Origin of the sequence: Providencia sp. PROV130, assembly GCF_028482225.1 — a bacterium.
Taxonomy (GTDB): domain Bacteria; phylum Pseudomonadota; class Gammaproteobacteria; order Enterobacterales; family Enterobacteriaceae; genus Providencia; species Providencia rettgeri.
This window is the reverse complement of record NZ_JAMPQC010000003.1, coordinates 1-19,492: the sequence shown is the minus strand read 5'-3', so window position 1 is coordinate 19,492 and position 19,492 is coordinate 1. Positions and strand designations below refer to the sequence as shown.

Below are 19,492 nucleotides of genomic sequence, written 5' to 3'. Positions count from 1 at the left end.
AGATATTCTGGTTATACATTAATCAAACAAGGGTGTTTTATGAGTGACTTTCAAATCGAATTCGACCCAACCGAAAGAGAAAACCAAAACAAACTATTGCACTTTTTATATAAGCTACATCCTGATGGTATGGATGATGACGAATACCAAGAAGCAATTAATATCTTTGATAGTTACCGTGAATTTTTATCAAGCCTTGTCTATCTCGTTGAAAGTGGTTTAATTTCAATAGACAGTTTTAAACGAGCCAACTCAGATCATTCAGTGGTTGTCAGGCCATGGATGACAGTTATTACTCGCGACGGGATTAATTATTTACGGTGTGATGGCGGGCTAGCTGCAATATTGAATGTCACTACAATAAAATTTCATGATGACTCTATTGAGGCATTAAAGAGCATAATCATGGCTTCAAGCCAACCCCACGAGCATAAGCAGAAATTGATTCGTGAGCTCTCAAAGCTTCCGGCAGAGTCCATAAGACACCTAGTTCTAAAACTTCTAGATGCGGGAATTTCTCGCGTTCCTGATGTATTTCAGCTAATTCAAACAGCCCTCCATTCGGCGTAAAATCTGTTTCAGGGCGCACCAATGAAAAGCGCCCGTACCCCATATTCTTACCGAAATAAATTAGAAACTCTTTTTGTGAATCCGTCGAAATAAATAACCCGCTATGAATGTTTACTATTGAGAATGCTTTCATGCTGCTAGATGGAGGTAGGAAATAACTCTTTGTTTCTTTGAATATTTCTTTGTCATTGTTGCTCATGTGTTACCCCTTAATTGTTTAAAGTGAACCAACTGCTTTTCTTGGTGCATTATGATGTGTTGATACAGCTCCGCTTATTTCGCGTCCTTCCATAATGTTGCGAACGACTATATTAATAACATCTTGAGCATTGAGTCCTTTCTCTGTACTCACATCAACTGTTGCACCAGAGGCTTGTTGATAAACATTGATAATCGGAGGAAGGCTACCGCCTCCTTGTAAGTCTTTATTAGGAATTACTTTCCCACCTTCACCAGGCAAGAGATAGTTTTTCCCAGAACTTGTCTGTAAAATCTCTGGCTTACCGCCCTCACCAAAACGATAGTAACTATTTGGGTTTACTGATCCGCCATTGTAACGACCTCCACCATAGCTTCTAAAATCAGTAGGCATACCCATACCACCAATACTAGACGAGGATGTAACACTGCTTGCTACGCTGGCTATATTAGGAATAGCACCCAGTCCGCCCATAAAAGTACCTAGTATTGTTCTGGTAATTAATGCCTGAACTGCCATTTGCATTAATTGCTGTATCATCGCGTTCAAGGCTGTGTTAGCCAAGTTACGCATAGCGTCACCAGCCGATTGCGTTCCAGATAACATAGCCGAAACCGCCGTTGCTGTTCCGCTGCTCAATGAATCTATCGCGGTTCCCATGAGGTTGTTTAAATCATTCTGCCCTTTCCAAAGCCCCCACATTGCATCAAATCTAGACTGCTCATATTCTCTATTAGCAGCATTCATTAATGCCAATCCTTGCTCTTCAGTAAGAACTTTTTGATTAACATACTCTTGGATTAAAGCGAGTTTTTGAGCGTTCTCATTGGCTAATTGCTGAACAGGGTCTATCTGACCTGCCATTTCTTGCGTAGGTGTTATGACTGATTTGGCGTTTTCCTCTGCAATCTTCTTAGAGTATTCCGCATTTATTTCAGCTCGACGTTTCTGATATTGTTCCTCTGTGACTAGGTTGGCTTTAAGCTGCCTATCTAGTTGCTCTAATGCTAACTTCTGATCTCTTGTTGCTTGCAGTCCAGTATTTTGTTTGTAGACATCTTCCCTATCCTTAATTGCCTGTTTAAGGTCAAACTCCTTGGCTGCAAGCTCTGTTATTTCTTTAATTTGTGGTTCTGTGGCTTTTTTACCTAGTTTTAACTTGGCTTCTTCAATGGCTGCGTCTCTGTATAATCCTTTAGCTTCTAACGCTGCGACTTTTGTTGTATCAGCAAGATCAGCAATTTTCTTCTGCAATTTCTCGGCTTCTGTGGCTTCTTTAGCCGCTGCGGTAGCTGCATCATTGCTGGTTTTTATTGAATTTCTTCTCGCTTCATCATTCTTCCATCTTGCCGCTTCATCATCCTGAAGTTTTCTTATTGCTCCTCTATCAGTAATTCCTGCATCTTCAGCGGCAAATTTAACTTGAAGCCTAACCTTTGCCTCACCATCCAATGTTGATAGTTCAAGGTTTCTTTCAATTTGTTTTTTTAAGTTTTCCCCTTTCTCACCACCAAAGTTTAATTTTAAGCTTTCTGCATTAAACTTCTGTTTGCTCTTAGTTGCTCTATCAATATCAAGCCCATATGCTTTCCATGCGTTTGCTGCGTTAGGAATCGCGCTTGTTGCCTCATGGGTTAATAAATCTGCACCTGTTAATAGCTCTCCATTTAATTTAGCCCTTGCCATAATTGTAAAGTTTAAAGTTTTAGATAATCTATCCTCTGCTGCTTTAACGGCTTCAAGTGCATCAGCTTGCTGCTCTAGGTTTACAGTCAAATCTTCTGTGGCTTTTCTTCCCTTTCTGGTGCTTGTCCCATAATCATTTGAAACCTTAGTATTGTATTCAACAGATTCACTAACTCGTTTATATGCGGCTCTAGCATCCTCTAAAGCATCTTCTAACTCTGGAATCGCATCTTTGGCTTTTTTTATTTCCTCTGTTATTTGAATTCGACTCATACTATCGAATTTTGAAGTCAGATTACCTACTTCGTCTGCTAGGCTGTTTGCTGCCTCTCTAGCTTCTTTAGCTCTTTGCCCCCATAGGTATATAGCGCCAGCAGCCAAAGCGACCGCTCCAATTGGCCCTCCTAGTAAAGCCATTCCCGAGCTAAATAGACTTGTAGCTTTACTAGCTCTAGTAGCTGCTTGTGCTGCTGCATTCTGGCTTAGCACGCTTGCTGCTGTGGCTTTGTTATAATTACTAGTTGCTACTGCAGCCACCGACCTAGCTGCGGTAAGCCTTGCGGTTGCGATAGCTGCATCATTGGCAGAGAAGGCACTTAAATTTAATCTTCTTGCAAGATCTAATTCTGCAAGGGCATTAATTTTTGCCGTCTCCGCCGATCTTACTCTAGCAATTGACTCCTGATACGCTGATTGCGTTGCCTGTGCGTCTGCTATAGCAAGGTTTCTAGCTGAAATAGCCGCTTCTATTTTAGCTTTAGATGAAAGTAGAATTGACGCAACCAACCGACCACCGAAAACCGCGCCAAGTGCAGTGACAGCCGTGCTAATTACGTCAATATTTTCAGATAACGTTATGATTGCGGAGTTGAATACCTTCACCCCTGCTTGAACAGTGGTGGATTCCCCAAAAAACTTAGTCAGATTGTTACCAGCAGCTTGAATTGACTGCGACATAGTAGCTGTAGTATTTGCAAATTCCTTCCCTATTGAGTTGCCTTGTGAAAGCAATCCATTAACCACAACATCGGTTGTTAACTTTCCTTCTGCTGCCATCTTTCTTAGTTCGCCAATTCCAACACCTAAAGAATCAGCCAAAGCAACCATTAAACGGCTTCCTTGTTCAGCTACAGAGTTAAATTCCTCACCTCTAAGAACTCCTGAAGCAATACCTTGAGATAACTGAATAATGGCATTTTCAGCCTCTTGAGCTGTAGCCCCTGATACAACAAACCCCTGATTTATAATAGTTGTTAGTTTTGCTAGGTCTGCTGCCGATGTGTTATATTCCCTCGTTCCGCGCTCTAATCTTGCATATAACGTTGCCGTACCATTTAAACTTGACCTTGTTCTTTGGGAAATATCAAAGACTCGCTCAGTTACGTCTACAAGCCTCTCATTTTGTCGTATAGAGTTAGCTAATTTATTGCTTAAATCAGTCCAAGCATCAGCATACCCAGCCACAGCGGAAACTGATAAATAAGCAGTTAATGACTTCGCAACATTTGATAGTGACAACATGGCTTTTTCAGCACTATCAATTGATTTAGAAGCCTTATTAAACCCTGTTTCCATACGGTTTAGGCTTGTTCCAACTTGTCTTTCACCAACTAAAAGCGGTCTAACATCCATAGCTACATCATAATGAATTCCGCCAACACTTTGACTTTCAGCCATATCTAACCTCTTTAAAAAAAGAAAGCCCATACAAATGTATGAGCCTTTAGCTAAAATAAAAAACCCCGCCAGTTAGCAGGGTTTATATGTAAATATTCAATTAGCTGGAGCAAATTTCCATCTGCCCTTTTGATAACTGAGGGTCTATTCCATCAGGTAGGACTACCCACTCCTTGATAAACTCTTCATATTCTAAATTATCCAAATCACCGCTTAAGTATAGATCATTTAAATTATCTAAATCTTTCTTGCTTCTTTCGCTAATTGCTGGATTTTCTGCACCAAGAAAAAAATCTGCGTCATCAATGGCTTTTGGATAAGTCCATTTAACTTTTACTTTTGTTGCATCACCTATCGATTCCTCAGAAATGACACTATATTTTGATTTATCATATAAAAATTTACTTAACTTATAGTAATCGTTAGTTGTTGGTAAATCATTCTTATCTATAAAATGAATCTTTTTTATACCTGCTGGGGTGCATTTGGCTATAGACGATTTAGATAGTAAATCTACATTTTCAGTCTTTATAAATGCCATGACCTTTTCTGATGCGGACTGTTCACCACACCCAGCCAGCAAAGCAACCACCACGCCAACCATCAATGCTTTTTTCATTTTCATACCTTATATTTCTTTTCAATTTAGCCAATCTGTAAAATCACCATCTCAAATCAATGACATTCATTTTATAGTTCTTATCTATATTTGTGATCGCGTGTAAACCTGACAAGTACAATATCGGGTCTGCATGGGCTATTGCCTCATGGTTTAGCTTTTCGAACTCATCACGGGTTACATTAATATTTATCAGATAATTACTTTCGTCATCGCCTGTATCGTGATTGAACAATTGAGAATATCCAGCAATGATCACTTTGTTTATTTTAGGGCAACTTAAAAAAGACACTGACATAACTCTTACAACAATTGAGTGAACATGGCGACAATAATCATAATAGTACTTATCCGCTGATTTGATGCCATCGCCATCTGACACTGGCGTGTCTTGAATTTCAGGAAAATCAATCTGTAGGTGTAAAACAGTATTTTCTTCATCCAAGTAGAATTCAATCACTGTTTCCCTGCGCCATTCCAATGACAAGTAAACTCTAGCTAAGCTCTCAGCCAGTGGCTCACCTAACTCAAGCCCAGCATATTTGGATATATCATGATGAGTGTCAGTTATTAATTTCGGCTTACCCGTAAACCCATAATTATAAGCATCTTGATAGACGATTACTTTACCGCCAACTTGCTTAACTAAATTTTTGTAGCCAGTATTAACTTCCTGCTCTTTCCTTTGGCTTTGTCTATCAAACTTTACTTCGCCAATCTCGCTGACTAAAACCTCTCTATTCCCATCCTTGAGCGGCTCAGAAACAATGCAAAACCCTTCCATTTGTTCAACTATTTGAGCAGCGCGGTTGTATCCAATTCTGAATTGTCGCTGCACGCCTGAAATAGAAACCCTCTGATTAGTAATGACAAAATCAATTGCTTCATTTAACAATGGGTCAAGATCATCATTCACATCATCAGCCATCCCACCCTCACCTCAGTTTTTTATCAGTCTAGTTTCTTAGTGCCGCAATTGGGAGCAAATTAACCGCTCAACCAACAAGCTTACCAATAGCCTCTATGATTTTAGGCATAGCGGGAACGACCTGAGAGAAAATAACAACGCCAGCCACCCATAGAATTATTTTATTAGCTGACGAAACTACATCTTCTTTTTTGGCGTAGTTTGATTTAATAACCGCTACATCTGTTTTTAAAGCACTTATGCTGTCTTTCATTTCTGAAACATCAATTGTTAGGTTGCTTATTTTAGTTGCCATACTTCCCTCACATTCTGTTAATTTCACTTAATGAAAAATGTAAAATTCCGCAATTGGGAGTAAATCGTTATTTATTCTTAGTGATTTCTTCAATAAGTTTTTTATTTTGCTCTATCAATTCTTTTTGCAAATCAAAAGTGTCTTTGTATTTATTTATTTCTTCTTGTAGCTGTTTCTGCTCTAGTGCAATTATCTTCATTTGCTCTAGCTGCTCTAGCATTAATCTTTGCTCAGCAATTTGCTTTTGATAGTTACTTGCCTGCTCATGCAAAAGCTCTTTGTTCGCACTAAGAATATCAACTGTTCCGCTTATGCCTGAATCTCTTACACCATCAGGCAGGTCATATTGAACTCTACCATCAAGAATATCTTGAAGTATCTGAACAATTTCAGAGTTCATTGACCTACCATTTTTCTCAGCCCGATCAGCTATGCGCTCTCGCATACCCATTGGCATTCGAACGGTGAATCTTTCAATAAATTCTTTTCCGTCTTGCTCGCTCATAAACTCATTCTCAAAATTAATTTGAAAAAGAGAATAACATCATATTGACAGCACGCTCAATGATGTTATATTGATGTCATAACATCATTTTGATGCTAACGGAGAGATAAAAATGAAAGAAGCAAAGCCAAGTGTATTCCCTTTAAGAATGCCTGATAACATTAAAATGGCGATCAAATCAAAAGCAGATAAAGAAGGACTGTCAATAAATGCCGCGATTATTCAGCGATTAGTACAATCACTACAAGGAGATGAAAAAAATGATAGTAACGCAGCAGTATAAGGACGAAGCCCCGTCGGTTGCAGCCTTCGGAGCTTCTATTAACGTCACACCAACCATAGGAAATAACGTCATGAATACTTTAACAACTACTAACCAAGTTGTCACCATGTCTAGCCGTGAGATTGCCAAGCTAACAGGAAAGAATCACGCACATGTCTGCCGCGACATTCGCACCATCTTAGTTGCCTTACTTGGCGGAAAAGATTCAGACTACACCCGTAATCCAGATTTGGTTTACCTTACTAATCAGCATGTTAAATGCATTCAGTATGATATCGACAACCACAATTCATGGGAATATCACATTTCTCGTCGCTATACTGAAATTTTAATTACTGGCTACGATATCAAGCGCAGAACGGCTGTTATTGATCGCTTATTTGAACTTGAGTCAGCAAACCGAAACAACACACCTACATTACCTAGCGCAAAAGAGTTGGCATTATTAGTTATTCAGGCTGAAGAAGAAAAAGAACGTCTTCAGTTAGAGAATAAAGAACTTGAGCACCAAGTCGAAGAAATGAAACCTGATGTTGATGCGCTAACCCGCATTGCTAAAGCAGAAGGCTCACTGTGTGTTACTGATGCCGCTAAACAATTGCAAGTTAAGCCTAAGTCACTATTTGATTTAATGAGTCATAGCAAATGGATTTATCGTCGCCTTGGCACTGCTTGGATTGCTTACCAAGATAAAATCCAGCAAGGTCTGCTTGAGCATAAAGTTACAGTAGTAAAAAGCTCAACAGGTGAAGATAAGCAAGTATCACAAGTTCGTGTTACTGCCAAAGGTTTATCTAAATTAGCAAAACTGTTAAGCATGGAGGTAATGGCATGAGCACATTAACTGTTCAAAATTTACCACCTGTTCAACATAACGGGTTTCGCGTAATAACTACCGAACTTTTAGCTAACGTTTATGAAACTGAAATTAACAACATTCAGCAAAATTTTAAACGTAATAAAAAACGCTTTATCGAGGGTAAGCATTACTTCAAGATTGTCGGTGATACCCTCAATAATTTGCGACTGACAATGAGTCAGTTACAAATATCAGCCAAGGTTAGAAGCCTTATCCTCTGGACTGAACGCGGAGCCGCACGTCATGCCAAAATGCTAGACACCGATAACGCATGGGATGTATTCGAGGCGCTGGAAGATTTCTATTTTGCTAAGAAAGAAGATGCTCAACAAAAAATAAGCATTCGTCAATCAACAGCAAAAGAGCTTACTCCGCTACGTCAAACAGCCGAGCGTTTAATTGCTACTGGTGTCGGTAATATTTACCCTGATATCTGGAAGTATGTTCACAAAGAGTTCGGTGTTGAGCACATCAACGAGCTTTTACCTGAACAGATACCGCAAGCCATTTCATTTCTTGATGCGCTTGAAGGTGAATATATTCCCAAACAGCAGTTGCCTCAAATTGGATTAGAAAACCTAGCTATGCCTATGTCGTTCTTCGATGATTTCGATTGGCTGTTTGAAGAAGAAAACATTAGCAAGAATGAAGCGCTATCTCATGCAGATGCTTATCCTCGCTGCATGCTGAAAACTGCGCCTGAATATCCGAACCCTGTAGGTGTTTTATTAAATAAATTGCAATCAGCAGGTGTTGATGTATCGGCTGCTCAAATTCAGCTAAGAGCATTACGCAATCACCTGAGAGCTACAATCATGCAGCTTGATATTGCCAGCAGGAAAGATACAAAGACGCTACTGTCAAATACTAACGTGGCCTTTAATCACCTTAAAGCGATTAGAGAAGAATGGAGAACCACGCTAGCACCTGCGATTGAGAAACTTAACCCTAACTTAGAATACGAAGTTACACGCAGACTGGCTGAAATGAACGGCGCTATTTACGCTAACCTCATGAGCTTGCAAGGAACTAAATCAGGCAAGCTGTTAGCCTAACCACCCAGCCCAAGGACGGGCAACAAAAAACCCACCGGAGTGGGTTAGTTTTCATCTCTAAATTTTTGGGCTATTTGCGCCAACTCATCCATGAACTTATAGTCTTGTGCTTTCAGGTGAGCATCAGGATGTAGTATGGCTATAATTGAGTATCGGTGATCTTCAATAAGCCCCTGCACATACACCAAGCAGATATCTTTTTCAGAATTTCCTTTTTTGTGAGTTCTATAATATTGAACCCTATCATCTGGAAATTTATCTGGCGGTATTTTTAAATGAATATGCATCAAACAAGCTTTTTCAGCTGAATATGGCTTAACGTATGAAACATCTCTTCCGAAATAACTAGGAATCCCCTCATCTGACTTATACTTTTTAAAGTCTTTGAGTAGCTTAGCTTCGAGATCTAAATGTTTTTGGAATAAGTCGCCAAAAAAATGATTTCTTGTTTGCTCGTTTATAGTTACTTCTATTTCGTCCATGAATTAGCCAGTAAAGGAATAGTCACCTGAAATTATTTTCTTAGTTGTGTGATCAGCCAATTCCCTTAAAGCATTAAAGTCAATATCACTTTCGAATGTCTTAGGGATAGTGAATAACTGACGAGAAAGATCATTTAAACGAGCTATTGCATGTCTAGCCTTAGCAACTGTTCGCAAGTATGATTTCATTTCCGTTTTTTCTTCATCGGACAAGTCGTCTTGCTTAACCATTACTTTAAGAACATTTTCAAATCCTCTTAAAGCAGCTTCGCAAGCTTTGTTTTCAACAAGCCCATTTTGAAGCATAACGCCATGAGCTTGATAATCGTCCATCTCTAGCAGATTAAAGTAGTACGCGTTTATTTCATCAGCTAGCTTATTAACTATCTGATTTCTTTCTGCATACTCAGACTTAAGCTCTATAACATTATCAATCACATTTCTTTTCATGACATGTGGCTCCTTATCATTACATGCGTCAGCTAGCGAATACGAAGGAATGCTGAGCACTCCACTCGCTAAAATCGCAAAACAATGTTTTAGTAAAGGATTCATTTTCATGCCTTATCAAATTGCTAAATATACCTTGGAGTATATTAGAGTTTTTAAGCTAACTTAACAACCCCAGTTGTGAGAATTTAGCGATCGATAGCGATGCTTAACGATTGATAGATGACTAAAAAAACACTGTATACATATACAATGATACCTACTTGGTACGCATTGATACCTAAAAAACACCTATCTAGAATGAGAGTTTTTGAGGATAGGTGGCATGGAAAGAAAATATAAGCATCCGCAGGTTAACCTCAGATTACCGACTGATTTAAAAGATAGAATTCAAGAGTTAGCTGAATTTAATAATCGGTCAGCCAATCAGGAAATGGTCGCAGCTATCGAATATTGGATACTGCGTAATTCTCATGTTGAGGTTTTAACGATCTCCGATGCGGCTGAGCGCATATTCCAGCTTGAACGAGAGATGGAAGTCGTTAAGGAAAAATTAGGGATTAAGAAGTAGAGTCTCTTGGCGTTATTTTTTATATTCTTTCAAAATGGCGCCAGACTCAGTTAAAACCCTAAAAATCACATGCTCATCAAGCGCCATGAAATCCTCACTTATTTTTCCATCTTCCATAATTCGCTCAACTAAAATACATTCACCAATTGATTTTTCATTTTCTAAGCCATATTCAAACCCATCGCTATGTATAGCTCGATTAATTTTAATAAATTCCTCTTTTGCTCCGTATTTACCACGGGCAGAATTATCTTTATAGATTAATTGTAAATACATAATTACCCCTTACTCGCTTTAGCTTGTGCAATTCGACGTTTTTTACGCTCGAAATAATCATCAACAGCAGTGTCATATTCTTCTTTGGTGAAGCCTTTTTCCTCTGGATACTTAGCTTTAAGCATCATCAAAAACTCTGACATTGTGAGTTTCTCGGCTTCATCACGGTTCATTTCAAAGTGGACGCGGGAGGCATTGATATATTCGACAGCATTAAATGAATCAGTGAACTCTTTATCACTTTCATTGCGTTGCAGCTTCCTGATTTTCACCTTGCCAATTACGCCATGGATCATCAACTCTCTAGCTAGCACGATAATGTCAGATATTGGCATTTTACCCATACGGTATGCTGTGCCGTTTTTACCCGCACGCCACTGACCTATTAATTCGTCGCAGTCCTTATTACAACAGGCTTGCATCACTATCATTGCTGATGATAACAATTTGCGAGATGTACTTTTTTTCAAATATTTCAAAAGCCAATTGCTATTTGAACCGCCGTTAAGCGAATATGCCGCCAATAATGAAATGGCCTCACTAACTACAGAGCCAGATAAAACCGTGAAGGTGTCAACTATTTCTGATGGGCTACCGATATTCGTCATTGCATTAAATGACGGGCTAAAAATGTACTCGTTATTAGGTGTTTGAACAGCGAACTCGCCATATTCTATTTTCGGTGTCATAAGATACTCCTAGTATTATCAAGGGCACTCGTAAGTACCCTTTGTAATATTAAGGAGCCGTTACGGTTACTTCTGACGTATCAGTCAAGCCGCCATCAGCGGTTGTCGCCGTGATGGTAACTTTGCCAGCAGCGATACCAGTAACTAGGCCATTTGGTGTAACAGTTGCCTTACCTGCATCAGAGCTTTTCCACACAATCGCTTTATTAGTTGCGTTGCTAGGCGTCACTGTTGCCGATAACTGCGTTGTCTTACCTAATTCAACGGATGCAGTTTTAGGCGACACCGCAACATTCGTCACAGGGATGGCGTTGTCATCTTCGATAACTTGGAAAGTAGTACCATCAGCCAGTTTTAACTCTAAGCTGTAAGTTACAATTTCTTTCACCCCGCCACCGTCACTTAGCCCAGTAACGTTCATGTAGCCAATGTGATAGTAATCACCCCAGTGCAAACGCATCCACACTGTAGGCTGACGACGAGCCTTAATCTCATCAACAACGTATTTAATAAATTGCTGAATACCAAACTCATCAGAACGGTCATGAAGACGTACCTCACCTTCAATCGAGTAAGTCGGGTCAAGGTTTGAAATCATAGTGGAAGAAATACCGCCATTATCAGCATCAGAAACCAGCGTTTCGGGCGCTAAATCCCACGTTACCGATGTTGGCAGGCCATTTAGTTTTAACTCTTCGTCAGTCGGGAGCTGGTCAGGACAACCATATGCCAACTCGACAGTTTTCAATCGCCCAGTCATGATGTCTGAGCTAGTAGTACAACCTTGCATGTTGCCTCTCTTATAAATAAAAAAGGCCGCACATTGGCGACCTAGTTTGAGATTTGTTTGTTTATGATAAGCAGCGGAATGAGAGTCTGAATATGGCCCTGTTATCTGATGTTGGTATAGGGTTAGGTAATCCACCCATGTTAAATACTGAGTTTAAACTACAATCGCTTGGGTTATTGGTGACATACTGGAGTATTGATTCCGCTTTCTTTGCAGCCCAAGGCACATCATCCTGAGCCGATATAACTAACACATCGATATAATCATCAGCAGACAATTCACCAAATCGACCACTACCGTCTGACGCTTGTACAACTAAGTATCGCCCCGCCTTTGAATTTGGTTTCTCGTTCCATAGGTACGGCTGAATGAAGTCAAAATCACCTGTCACATTTCCGCGCTCCAAGTAGTCAAGGAAATCATCAATAATCACAATCTCATTTCCTCCATTATCGCAGCGTCAATCATTTCTCTTGTTTCTTCAAAACCAGAATCAAGGAAAAGCTTCTTGGCTGTTGGGCGCTTAAACTTTTGCACAACTCTAGGGTCATGAACATAAACAGCATAACTAGCGCTATAACCAACACGCCCAGTCAATATCGTTCCGTTAACCCTAACCGACCTATAGTTTGAGTTGATTAATGTCTTTGTATCGATTGGCGTGTAGATGGCTGCTTGCCTACCTCCAATATCTAGCGCCCTGTGCATAGCCCTTGTCGCTTTATTGGCTGTAATATCACCAACTATCCTAGATAAGGCAGCCCGAGCTTCATTAATACCTCTAACTCTCGTTGCCATATCAAGTCCTTATTTTGTAATCAGGGTCTTGCCTAAACATTCGAGTGTCAAAGCCATCAACAGCTTTAATTTTTGAGCTATTACCTTCAACTTTCCTCGGGTCTAGAATTGAGCGAGTGTCGCCCTGAGTAATGTAATCACCAACCTCTGGCAACCTTACAGGCTTACCTTGGCTGAATGATTCAGTGTTGAATACTAAGCGAGAAATAAACTCACCACCGTTTGAGTCCATCGCTTTCTCGTTCGTCGCTACCCAGTTACAATCAATGAGATATGGAGCGCCGAAGATTATTTCATCGCCCCATTTTCCTCCCATGCTTACAGGATAAACAGTAGCGACGCTCTTATATGACCAGCGTGACATTTTAGCCATATCAACCCCTGAACACGTCGAATTGCACTATTGATAACGGCTTGCTTATGGGAAGGGCGTCAGTGCAACCAGCCGTATCTAAACTTGATAAGAGGTTAGCAAGCTTCTTTCTACCATCATCAAAGTACTGATAGGAGCGAGACGCGCCAGACGGTGCGTGTTCTGATGTTGTTTTTCTCACATCAGCGGATGACAGCATCAACGCGACAGCATATAGCTTGATTAGCGTCACTGTTTCCTTTGAATACCCCGCGCCATCTAGACATTTATCGATGCCATTAACTATCGTCATGAATGGCTCTATGATGAAGTCAGGAGCCTCAAATCCCATTGAATCAAGCAACTCTTGAACTTGCTCAAGTTTTATTTTTGCAGCCATGAAATCACCTGAAGTGAGGGGCCTAAGCCCCTACTGTTGTTTACTCTCCAGTCCCCGACTCTTTACCGAATGTAACCATTACACCGGCAGTGTCTTTGATGTCAGTAGCGATTTGTTTCCAGTTCGCAACTGTTGCGATTTGCGCATTGGTAGGTGACTTAATGCTATCTTTGCCCCACTGATAGCCGCGCAGACCAATCGTAAAGTCATACTCGCCTTGCATTAACGCCTTGATATTCTCTTGGCCTAATACATCTTGAGCCTTCATGATAAGCGGTGATGTTTGAATAGCAGCAGCACCAGTAACCAGACCTAATGAATGCTGTTTGTCTGCATCAGATAAAGCAGGAATATCAGAGATAACGAATCGACGACCTAAATTATCCTGCTTGATCGCAACATTACCAATCTGGAACAGGTTGTTAGCGTTGGTGAGTGTTTCGTCCATAAAGTCATTGAACGTCGCACCATCCATCAGCCAAGCAACAATACGTGAATATGCATCACCAAACGGGCGAGTGGCCTTGTTTAATCCACGCAATGATGGTGTATCACCGCCAACAGTGATTGCATTCGTATTACCAGAGATAGCTGCTTTCAATGCCGCACCAGCCGTATTTAAGTAATCTTGAAGCATTGCCTCAGCTGATTGTGCAGCCACTACAGCAGACGCCTCGGTAACATCTTTACCTAAGCGCTTCATCATGGTTGGAGTAACAGATACTGGACCAATACGTCCATCGACTTTAATCATACGGTCAAGAATTTGACCTAACTCTTGCGGAGTCAAATTACCTGAACCGTAAGCGTTACGGCGTTGAGCCAGTCCGCCAAGTAATTGCCATGATGTTTGCTCAATATAGTCACCAATATGGTCACCATCACCGAGAACCAAAGCACCGCCAGATGCCTCATTAAACTGACGGACTGCCTGAGCGACTAGCTCGGTAGCTGCCAGTGATACTTGTTTTTGAAAAATGTATAAAGACATATAAATTAATCCTCTTGGATATTAGCAATGATTTCACGTGCGCTATCAACTAATGGATTAGCGCTTTTGGGTTTATCACTGCCTCCGGCTGGTGACTTCCCTTTACCGCCTTCACCTCCAGTTCCGGTGGCTTTGCTACCGATAATGACTGGAGCAAATAATTGGTTACTACGAAACTCTTTTTCTAGATCATCAATAGTGAATGCAGACGGATGACCAGCCGAATCAACGACTCGCGTTTTTCCTTCTTCTACTGATAAGCGAGATTTAATGTGTGGCATGATTAACGGAGCAGCATCACCAGCCAATTTTGTGGCCAATGTCTGTGCAACGTTATCAACCAAAAGCGTGTGTAGACTTGTGTCTTTTTCCTGTAATTGTGCTAATAGCTCGCTTTCACGCGCTTTTAACTTTTCAGCCCAACTTTTTTCTAATGATTCGATGTCACCATTTTTACGAGCCTGTTCTTCCGCTGCCTTCTTTGCAGCTTCTTCAGCTTGTCGGCGTTTCTCTTGCTCTGATTTTTTCTCAGAAAGCAACTCATCAACCTTCTTCTGAAGCCCTGACACATCTGGAATATCAGGCATGCCTTCAATTTGAAGCTGGTAATTACCGCTAGACTCTTTGTAAAAAGCCTTTTGCTCATCGGCTAATGCGTCAAATTCTTCTTTCGATAATAAATATTTAAACATCGTCAAACCTCTGGTTTAGATGGCGCGGCCTCTGACCGCAGATAATAAAAAACCCGCTCAGTGGCGGGTCTGTGTTATTTCAATTCAATTCCGGCTCGCTCAAATGCTTCAGGTGCAAGCTTTTGCATATCTTTGAGCGTCATTGGTTTAAAGTTTTTGTGTAACTGTAATTGCGCAAATCGCTCTGGAGATAAGCCACCATCACGAAATAGCTTTCCTCTCGTTGGCCCAAGTATTAAATCTTGGCGCTTTGCAGGCTGGCGAGTTAACCACTCATAATAATTTTCTTCCCCCCATTCAGACCTGCCAACTGGCCTAGTGATTATCAAATCCGCAAAACTATCATTAAGAATTGGTAATCGCTGACTTCGGCAGTTAGGATGCAATGGCGGCATTGGACCAACACCAACCGGATATCTATTACCAGATAAAGCCCTGCACGTAGATGAGGTTTTATTGTCCAGTATGGCGCTAAACTCTTCCTCTTTGATTAAGTCGTCATTCTCCTTATAAAACTCCTGAGCCGCGCAAGTATGTGCATGCTGAATAGCAGTATTTGCAATTGTTTGGTAGTTATAAGTGATGCGAGATATTGTTGATGTTGTAACCTGAGACCTATCAATTGCAGCCCCGTTAATAGTCGCCTGTAGAGTTTGAACATTACTTTGTGCAGCCATAGCCAAAACGGCCTGATTCTCTACTTGTTGAACTGAACTATTTACCCAAGAGGATATAAACTTCTTGAGGAACAGTGAGCCTCCCCAAGCCGTTAATATCAGTGGTACATTTAAGATAGATTTCTCAACTTTATCAGCACTAGGCTTGCTTACTTCATTTGTCACTATTTGCGATAAGCTATCAACTTCAAGCTGACTTGACTCGACACCAATATCGATAACCGATTGCAGTAAATATTCAGAATAGTTGGTAAGAGCTGGTGATAACTCTCGCTTTAACTCAGTAATGATGGCGTTTAGTTTTGACCTCGATGTTATCTGGCCTGAGAAGTTAGCTAATGCTTTAGCAACAGCCGCCCTTAACTCTCTTTGCATTTCCTCACTATCAACAATGCCAGCTTTTAATCGCTCTAGGAGAATTTGGATCATCATTGAGTTATCTAACATCAATTGTGATTGCATATTCACCTCTACATCATTGAGTTAGCTCGCGATAATTCTATCTCTTCGATAACATCCTCAGCTTTTTCATCTTGCGGGATGATATTGATGCTTTGCAGGTACTTCACAAAATCAATCATTCGCATAGCACCAGACTGTAAAGCAGCAAGTAAGGCTGTAATTGCTTGAGAATCTAATTGAGCAATGTCGTAAACTTTATTTAGCTCAATAGTCGCCTCCCCACTTCCTGCAAATTGAATGCAGAATCCAAGCGCTCGGTTAAATGCCTGCTCCACATTACCTGCACACAAGGAAAGCACAGAGTTATCTGTTTGCGCCTCATCCTGAGCCTGTGTGGCTGTTCTAGCCGATGTACCGCGCTCAACCAACTTAGCCCCTAACATTGCCATTTGCTTCTCTCTGCGCTCTGCTAGTGTGATTTGGATATTCCTATCTTCTGGCTGGGCGTACTTCATATCACCACCGACAGGAAGTAATACACCTTTACGTGAACCTACATTAAAACCATCTTTTAGGTGATCTTGCACCCAAGTATTATCTAGACCAGTTAAAGCAATCATTGGCTGACCAACCGTGTGAGCTGACTCTGCAATATCTGCTTCGGCTTGGTAATGTTTGATATTTAAGTAAGCTATATCAGCAAGCGGTGGGGCGTCAGGGGTATGGTCATTGTTCATAGAACCAATCCATGACCACGGTAATTCACTCAAGGGACCCCCAGAAGCATCACTCAGTACAATCCAGTCTGTTACTTTTATATCGCCATCTTCATACCAACGGCGTGAATGAGCCACATCATCAATAAGCCGTAATTCAATCCAATTATTCTGCATTTTCAGCTCAAAATCTTCGGTATCAACAGGCTCTTGATATTGAAGAACAACGAGTGATGTTTTTCCGTTAGTCACTCGCCAGTTAATGATTTCTTTTGCTGTAAACAATCGAATGTATGGGCGGCCTTTATTAGCTTCAGATTGAATACCTGAACCGCTAAAGTCGCTTAATAATCCTGCACGTCCACGCTGTAAGTTTTGCGATAAAGCATCTCTTATCATTTGCGTTAATGGCTGGCCTTGACCATCGATGTCAGTTTCTAAATATTCAACGCCTCCGCTTACGCTAATCTTTACTGGCTTGCCAAATGCTATACCGAGTAGGCCACTTAACGTTCTACCCGTAGCATTAAGGAATGAAGCTCTCGCCAGATAACTCTTGTAACGTGAGTTATCTTTGTCATCGGCTTCTTTTTTATCCGCTGGATGTGGTAAGTATTTTTCTTTTTTACTTTTTACAACTCGTTCGCCATCAACACAATCGCCGATCATGTCCCACTCAGGCAAAAACTCGCTGTACGCTGGATGTTTATAATCAACGTTTGTATTCATATTAGTTCCAGTTGAATTCTAGTTTCTCGGTTAGTCGTTTAACGTTCCGTCTACTTACAGCAAAGTAACGGAATCCATCAGCATCATGTGATGTATAGTCATGAAGCGGCTTATCTTTCCAGCATCCCTTTTTGTCATCCCACTCTTTACGATAGGCTTCAAGGTGTGCGATTCCCTCGCTGCATTTATGCTCATCAAAAGCACAGCAAGGGAGAATTTCACGTACAGCCTCAATACCCTCATCAATAGACACTCTCGGCACGACATTAAATCGAATTGAATAAACCTGCCCGTCAATTTCATACCCTTCACGGGCTAATTCTTTCCGTGATTTAGCATCAGAGCCAAATTCCCTATTCTCAATATCGTGGGGTCCATTGTGACTCTCGTATGTGTAGCCTTTATCTTTCAGCACTTTCATATAGTGCCGCAGACCTTCACCACTGTTTGAGTAATGGTCGATAACGTGAAATTCCTCACCAACCTCACGAATAAACCAGATTGATGTTGAATCACCCACACCAATATCCCAGTAGGTATGCACAGGTAAGTGTGAGTTATCAGGGAGTGCGCCAATACGTTTGTTTTCGTACAGAAAGCGGAATTGTTTGGCGTAATAAGCACCTTCCACTGATTGCTGAAATGCTTCAGACGGTATTGACGGGTATTCCCGCTTCATGTCGTCGCCAAGTGTTTTCTCTTTGGCGTAGTACCATGCTTTCTGGCGCTCGTTGAGATGAACGCCGTGTTTGCTAGCTATCTCATCGAAGTAATCAACTAAACGCTTAGGTAATTGCTCTACAGGGTCAATGGCATATTCAGGATTCTTCCACCACGAGAAGAAAAAGAATTTCCAATCTAGGTTAGAGAGAGTCTTACTCTGAATTTGCGCTTTCTCAGCAGACTGGCAGTAATCATAGAAATAACCCGCTCGACCTTCCGCTGTACTTTCAATCGTCGTGAAACAATCGCTTGATACCGCTTCAAACGCGCCAGTAACAATCTCACGAGCCTTTTCTGGATACTTAGCGCATATCTTACCGAACTCAGATACATGTAAATATCTGAGCGTTCCGCCACGAAATGACGTGCTGATATAAAGTGAGCCGCCTTTGCTAAAAACCAATTCACCAGCCGCGTCATTACTCGCTGGATTTGCTGCTTTAATTTCATCGGGTAGCTTATCGTAGGCATACTTTATCTTTTCCCTGAATAGCCGCTTAGCATCATTTAGCGTGTGAGCTATCAATGCACATTTAGCCGCCTCAAATAACGCTGCATCTAATTGGATGATGCAAACCTCAGTCGTGAAACCAAGCTGGCGAGCCTTTAAGATAATATTTCGCGTGTGCATCCCTTCAAAATATTCAAGCTGCTCAGGCGTCATTTTAAATCGAACTGGCCTACCTTCTTTGTTGGTGATCCAGTAAAGATGATTCAATCGCCAGAGCTTATCTCTCAATAGTGCAAGATGTTCTGGCTTCATGATTATTCCTTAGATAAGTCGTCCATTAGTTCTGATAGCTGGCTAGCTGTCTTATTCGGCTGTACTTCATCTAGCCCGTAAGCTTGACGCTCAAGTCCAACTAGATTTTTAAGTGTTTCGCTTAATGCTTTGACTGACTTAACGCGCTCAGGGAGAGAAATGATTGAGTTGTAAATTTCATTTAGCTTGTCGCGTCCGTTGTCATCAGGGCTAAACATTAACTCGCCTAGTTTTCTTAAAGCTGGCACATCGGCACATTCAGCCGATAGCTCATCAAACAAGTTATTGGTCAGCTCTCTTGCCCTGCGAATATCA

At 41.0% G+C, this 19,492-nt stretch carries 23 protein-coding genes and 2 pseudogenes; 5 read left to right on the top strand and 20 right to left on the bottom strand.

The features are described from left to right. Positions 1–39: 39 nt before the first annotated feature. The gene (locus PSF28_RS01210; protein WP_272684518.1) at positions 40–570 is read left to right on the top strand and encodes a hypothetical protein; all 531 of its coding nucleotides are present in this window, start codon (positions 40–42) and stop codon (positions 568–570) included. A 217-nt stretch (positions 571–787) separates the two neighbouring features. On the opposite strand, the gene PSF28_RS01205 is transcribed toward PSF28_RS01210, so the two are convergent. The 5 genes and pseudogenes from PSF28_RS01205 to PSF28_RS01185 form a co-directional block, all read right to left on the bottom strand. Beyond that, complete coding sequence (locus PSF28_RS01205; protein WP_272684517.1) at positions 788–4,132, bottom strand: tape measure protein; 3,345 nt, start codon at positions 4,130–4,132, stop codon at positions 788–790. A 100-nt stretch (positions 4,133–4,232) separates the two neighbouring features. Beyond that, positions 4,233–4,751: a hypothetical protein gene (locus PSF28_RS01200; RefSeq protein ID WP_272684516.1), complete on the bottom strand. Its 519-nt coding sequence runs from the start codon at positions 4,749–4,751 to the stop codon at positions 4,233–4,235. A 727-nt stretch (positions 4,752–5,478) separates the two neighbouring features. Further along, positions 5,479–5,691: pseudogene (locus PSF28_RS01195) on the bottom strand (DNA translocase FtsK); the annotation flags it as partial. Between the two features lie 55 nt (positions 5,692–5,746). Further along, positions 5,747–5,974: a hypothetical protein gene (locus PSF28_RS01190; protein WP_272684515.1), complete on the bottom strand. Its 228-nt coding sequence runs from the start codon at positions 5,972–5,974 to the stop codon at positions 5,747–5,749. A gap of 67 nt (positions 5,975–6,041) precedes the next feature. Then, a complete protein-coding gene (locus tag PSF28_RS01185; protein WP_272684514.1) occupies positions 6,042–6,479 on the bottom strand; it encodes an Arc family DNA-binding protein in 438 nt (145 codons plus the stop codon). Positions 6,480–6,591: 112 nt separating this feature from the next. Between PSF28_RS01185 and PSF28_RS01180 the strand changes: the two genes are divergently transcribed. From PSF28_RS01180 to PSF28_RS23615, 3 genes are read left to right on the top strand one after another with little or no spacing between them, the layout of a single operon-like run. Continuing rightward, complete coding sequence (locus PSF28_RS01180; RefSeq protein WP_187710208.1) at positions 6,592–6,762, top strand: Arc family DNA-binding protein; 171 nt, start codon at positions 6,592–6,594, stop codon at positions 6,760–6,762. Next, positions 6,740–7,597 (top strand): phage antirepressor KilAC domain-containing protein, encoded by an 858-nt coding sequence (locus tag PSF28_RS01175; protein ID WP_272684513.1) that lies wholly within the window; start codon positions 6,740–6,742, stop codon positions 7,595–7,597. The genes PSF28_RS01180 and PSF28_RS01175 overlap by 23 nt, the downstream gene beginning before the upstream one ends. Beyond that, positions 7,594–8,676 carry an ORF6N domain-containing protein gene (locus tag PSF28_RS23615; protein WP_442958795.1) on the top strand — a complete coding sequence of 361 codons (1,083 nt, stop codon included), beginning with the start codon at positions 7,594–7,596 and terminating at the stop codon, positions 8,674–8,676. The genes PSF28_RS01175 and PSF28_RS23615 overlap by 4 nt, the downstream gene beginning before the upstream one ends. Before the next feature lie 44 nt (positions 8,677–8,720). On the opposite strand, the gene PSF28_RS01165 is transcribed toward PSF28_RS23615, so the two are convergent. Then, entirely contained in the window at positions 8,721–9,158 is a 438-nt protein-coding gene (locus PSF28_RS01165) for a type II toxin-antitoxin system YafO family toxin (RefSeq protein ID WP_272684512.1), read from the bottom strand. Between the two features lie 3 nt (positions 9,159–9,161). After that, the gene (locus tag PSF28_RS01160; protein WP_272684511.1) at positions 9,162–9,608 is read right to left on the bottom strand and encodes a hypothetical protein; all 447 of its coding nucleotides are present in this window, start codon (positions 9,606–9,608) and stop codon (positions 9,162–9,164) included. 325 nt (positions 9,609–9,933) lie between these two features. Here PSF28_RS01160 and PSF28_RS01155 point away from each other — a divergent pair, with 325 nt between their 5' ends. Then, a complete protein-coding gene (locus tag PSF28_RS01155) occupies positions 9,934–10,179 on the top strand; it encodes an Arc family DNA-binding protein (RefSeq protein ID WP_006661960.1) in 246 nt (81 codons plus the stop codon). 12 nt (positions 10,180–10,191) lie between these two features. Here PSF28_RS01155 and PSF28_RS01150 read toward each other — a convergent pair whose 3' ends face one another. The 13 genes and pseudogenes from PSF28_RS01150 to PSF28_RS01090 all read right to left on the bottom strand — a co-directional run. After that, positions 10,192–10,455, bottom strand: coding sequence for a hypothetical protein (locus PSF28_RS01150; RefSeq protein ID WP_272684510.1), 264 nt, complete (start codon positions 10,453–10,455; stop codon positions 10,192–10,194). A 2-nt stretch (positions 10,456–10,457) separates the two neighbouring features. Further along, the gene (locus tag PSF28_RS01145) at positions 10,458–11,144 is read right to left on the bottom strand and encodes a DUF6246 family protein (protein ID WP_272684509.1); all 687 of its coding nucleotides are present in this window, start codon (positions 11,142–11,144) and stop codon (positions 10,458–10,460) included. A gap of 49 nt (positions 11,145–11,193) precedes the next feature. Beyond that, a complete protein-coding gene (locus PSF28_RS01140; protein ID WP_272684508.1) occupies positions 11,194–11,934 on the bottom strand; it encodes an Ig-like domain-containing protein in 741 nt (246 codons plus the stop codon). Between the two features lie 61 nt (positions 11,935–11,995). Next, positions 11,996–12,367, bottom strand: coding sequence for a phage tail termination protein (locus PSF28_RS01135; RefSeq protein ID WP_272684507.1), 372 nt, complete (start codon positions 12,365–12,367; stop codon positions 11,996–11,998). Continuing rightward, on the bottom strand, positions 12,364–12,732 hold the full coding sequence (locus tag PSF28_RS01130) for an HK97 gp10 family phage protein (protein ID WP_272684506.1): 369 nt from the start codon (positions 12,730–12,732) through the stop codon (positions 12,364–12,366). Before PSF28_RS01130 ends, PSF28_RS01135 begins: the two co-directional genes overlap by 4 nt. Before the next feature lies 1 nt (position 12,733). Next, positions 12,734–13,105 carry a hypothetical protein gene (locus PSF28_RS01125; protein WP_272684505.1) on the bottom strand — a complete coding sequence of 124 codons (372 nt, stop codon included), beginning with the start codon at positions 13,103–13,105 and terminating at the stop codon, positions 12,734–12,736. Between the two features lies 1 nt (position 13,106). After that, complete coding sequence (locus tag PSF28_RS01120) at positions 13,107–13,484, bottom strand: DUF7370 family protein (protein ID WP_272684504.1); 378 nt, start codon at positions 13,482–13,484, stop codon at positions 13,107–13,109. A 40-nt stretch (positions 13,485–13,524) separates the two neighbouring features. Beyond that, on the bottom strand, positions 13,525–14,475 hold the full coding sequence (locus PSF28_RS01115; RefSeq protein ID WP_272684503.1) for a major capsid protein: 951 nt from the start codon (positions 14,473–14,475) through the stop codon (positions 13,525–13,527). A 5-nt stretch (positions 14,476–14,480) separates the two neighbouring features. Beyond that, positions 14,481–15,167 carry a hypothetical protein gene (locus PSF28_RS01110; RefSeq protein WP_262960991.1) on the bottom strand — a complete coding sequence of 229 codons (687 nt, stop codon included), beginning with the start codon at positions 15,165–15,167 and terminating at the stop codon, positions 14,481–14,483. Positions 15,168–15,241: 74 nt separating this feature from the next. Then, the gene (locus PSF28_RS01105; protein ID WP_272684502.1) at positions 15,242–16,306 is read right to left on the bottom strand and encodes a minor capsid protein; all 1,065 of its coding nucleotides are present in this window, start codon (positions 16,304–16,306) and stop codon (positions 15,242–15,244) included. Positions 16,307–16,314: 8 nt separating this feature from the next. Continuing rightward, entirely contained in the window at positions 16,315–17,691 is a 1,377-nt protein-coding gene (locus tag PSF28_RS01100; RefSeq protein ID WP_272684501.1) for a DUF4055 domain-containing protein, read from the bottom strand. Position 17,692: 1 nt separating this feature from the next. Beyond that, a complete protein-coding gene (locus PSF28_RS01095; RefSeq protein WP_272684500.1) occupies positions 17,693–19,177 on the bottom strand; it encodes a terminase in 1,485 nt (494 codons plus the stop codon). A gap of 2 nt (positions 19,178–19,179) precedes the next feature. Continuing rightward, positions 19,180–19,492, bottom strand: a pseudogene (locus tag PSF28_RS01090) (hypothetical protein); the annotation flags it as partial.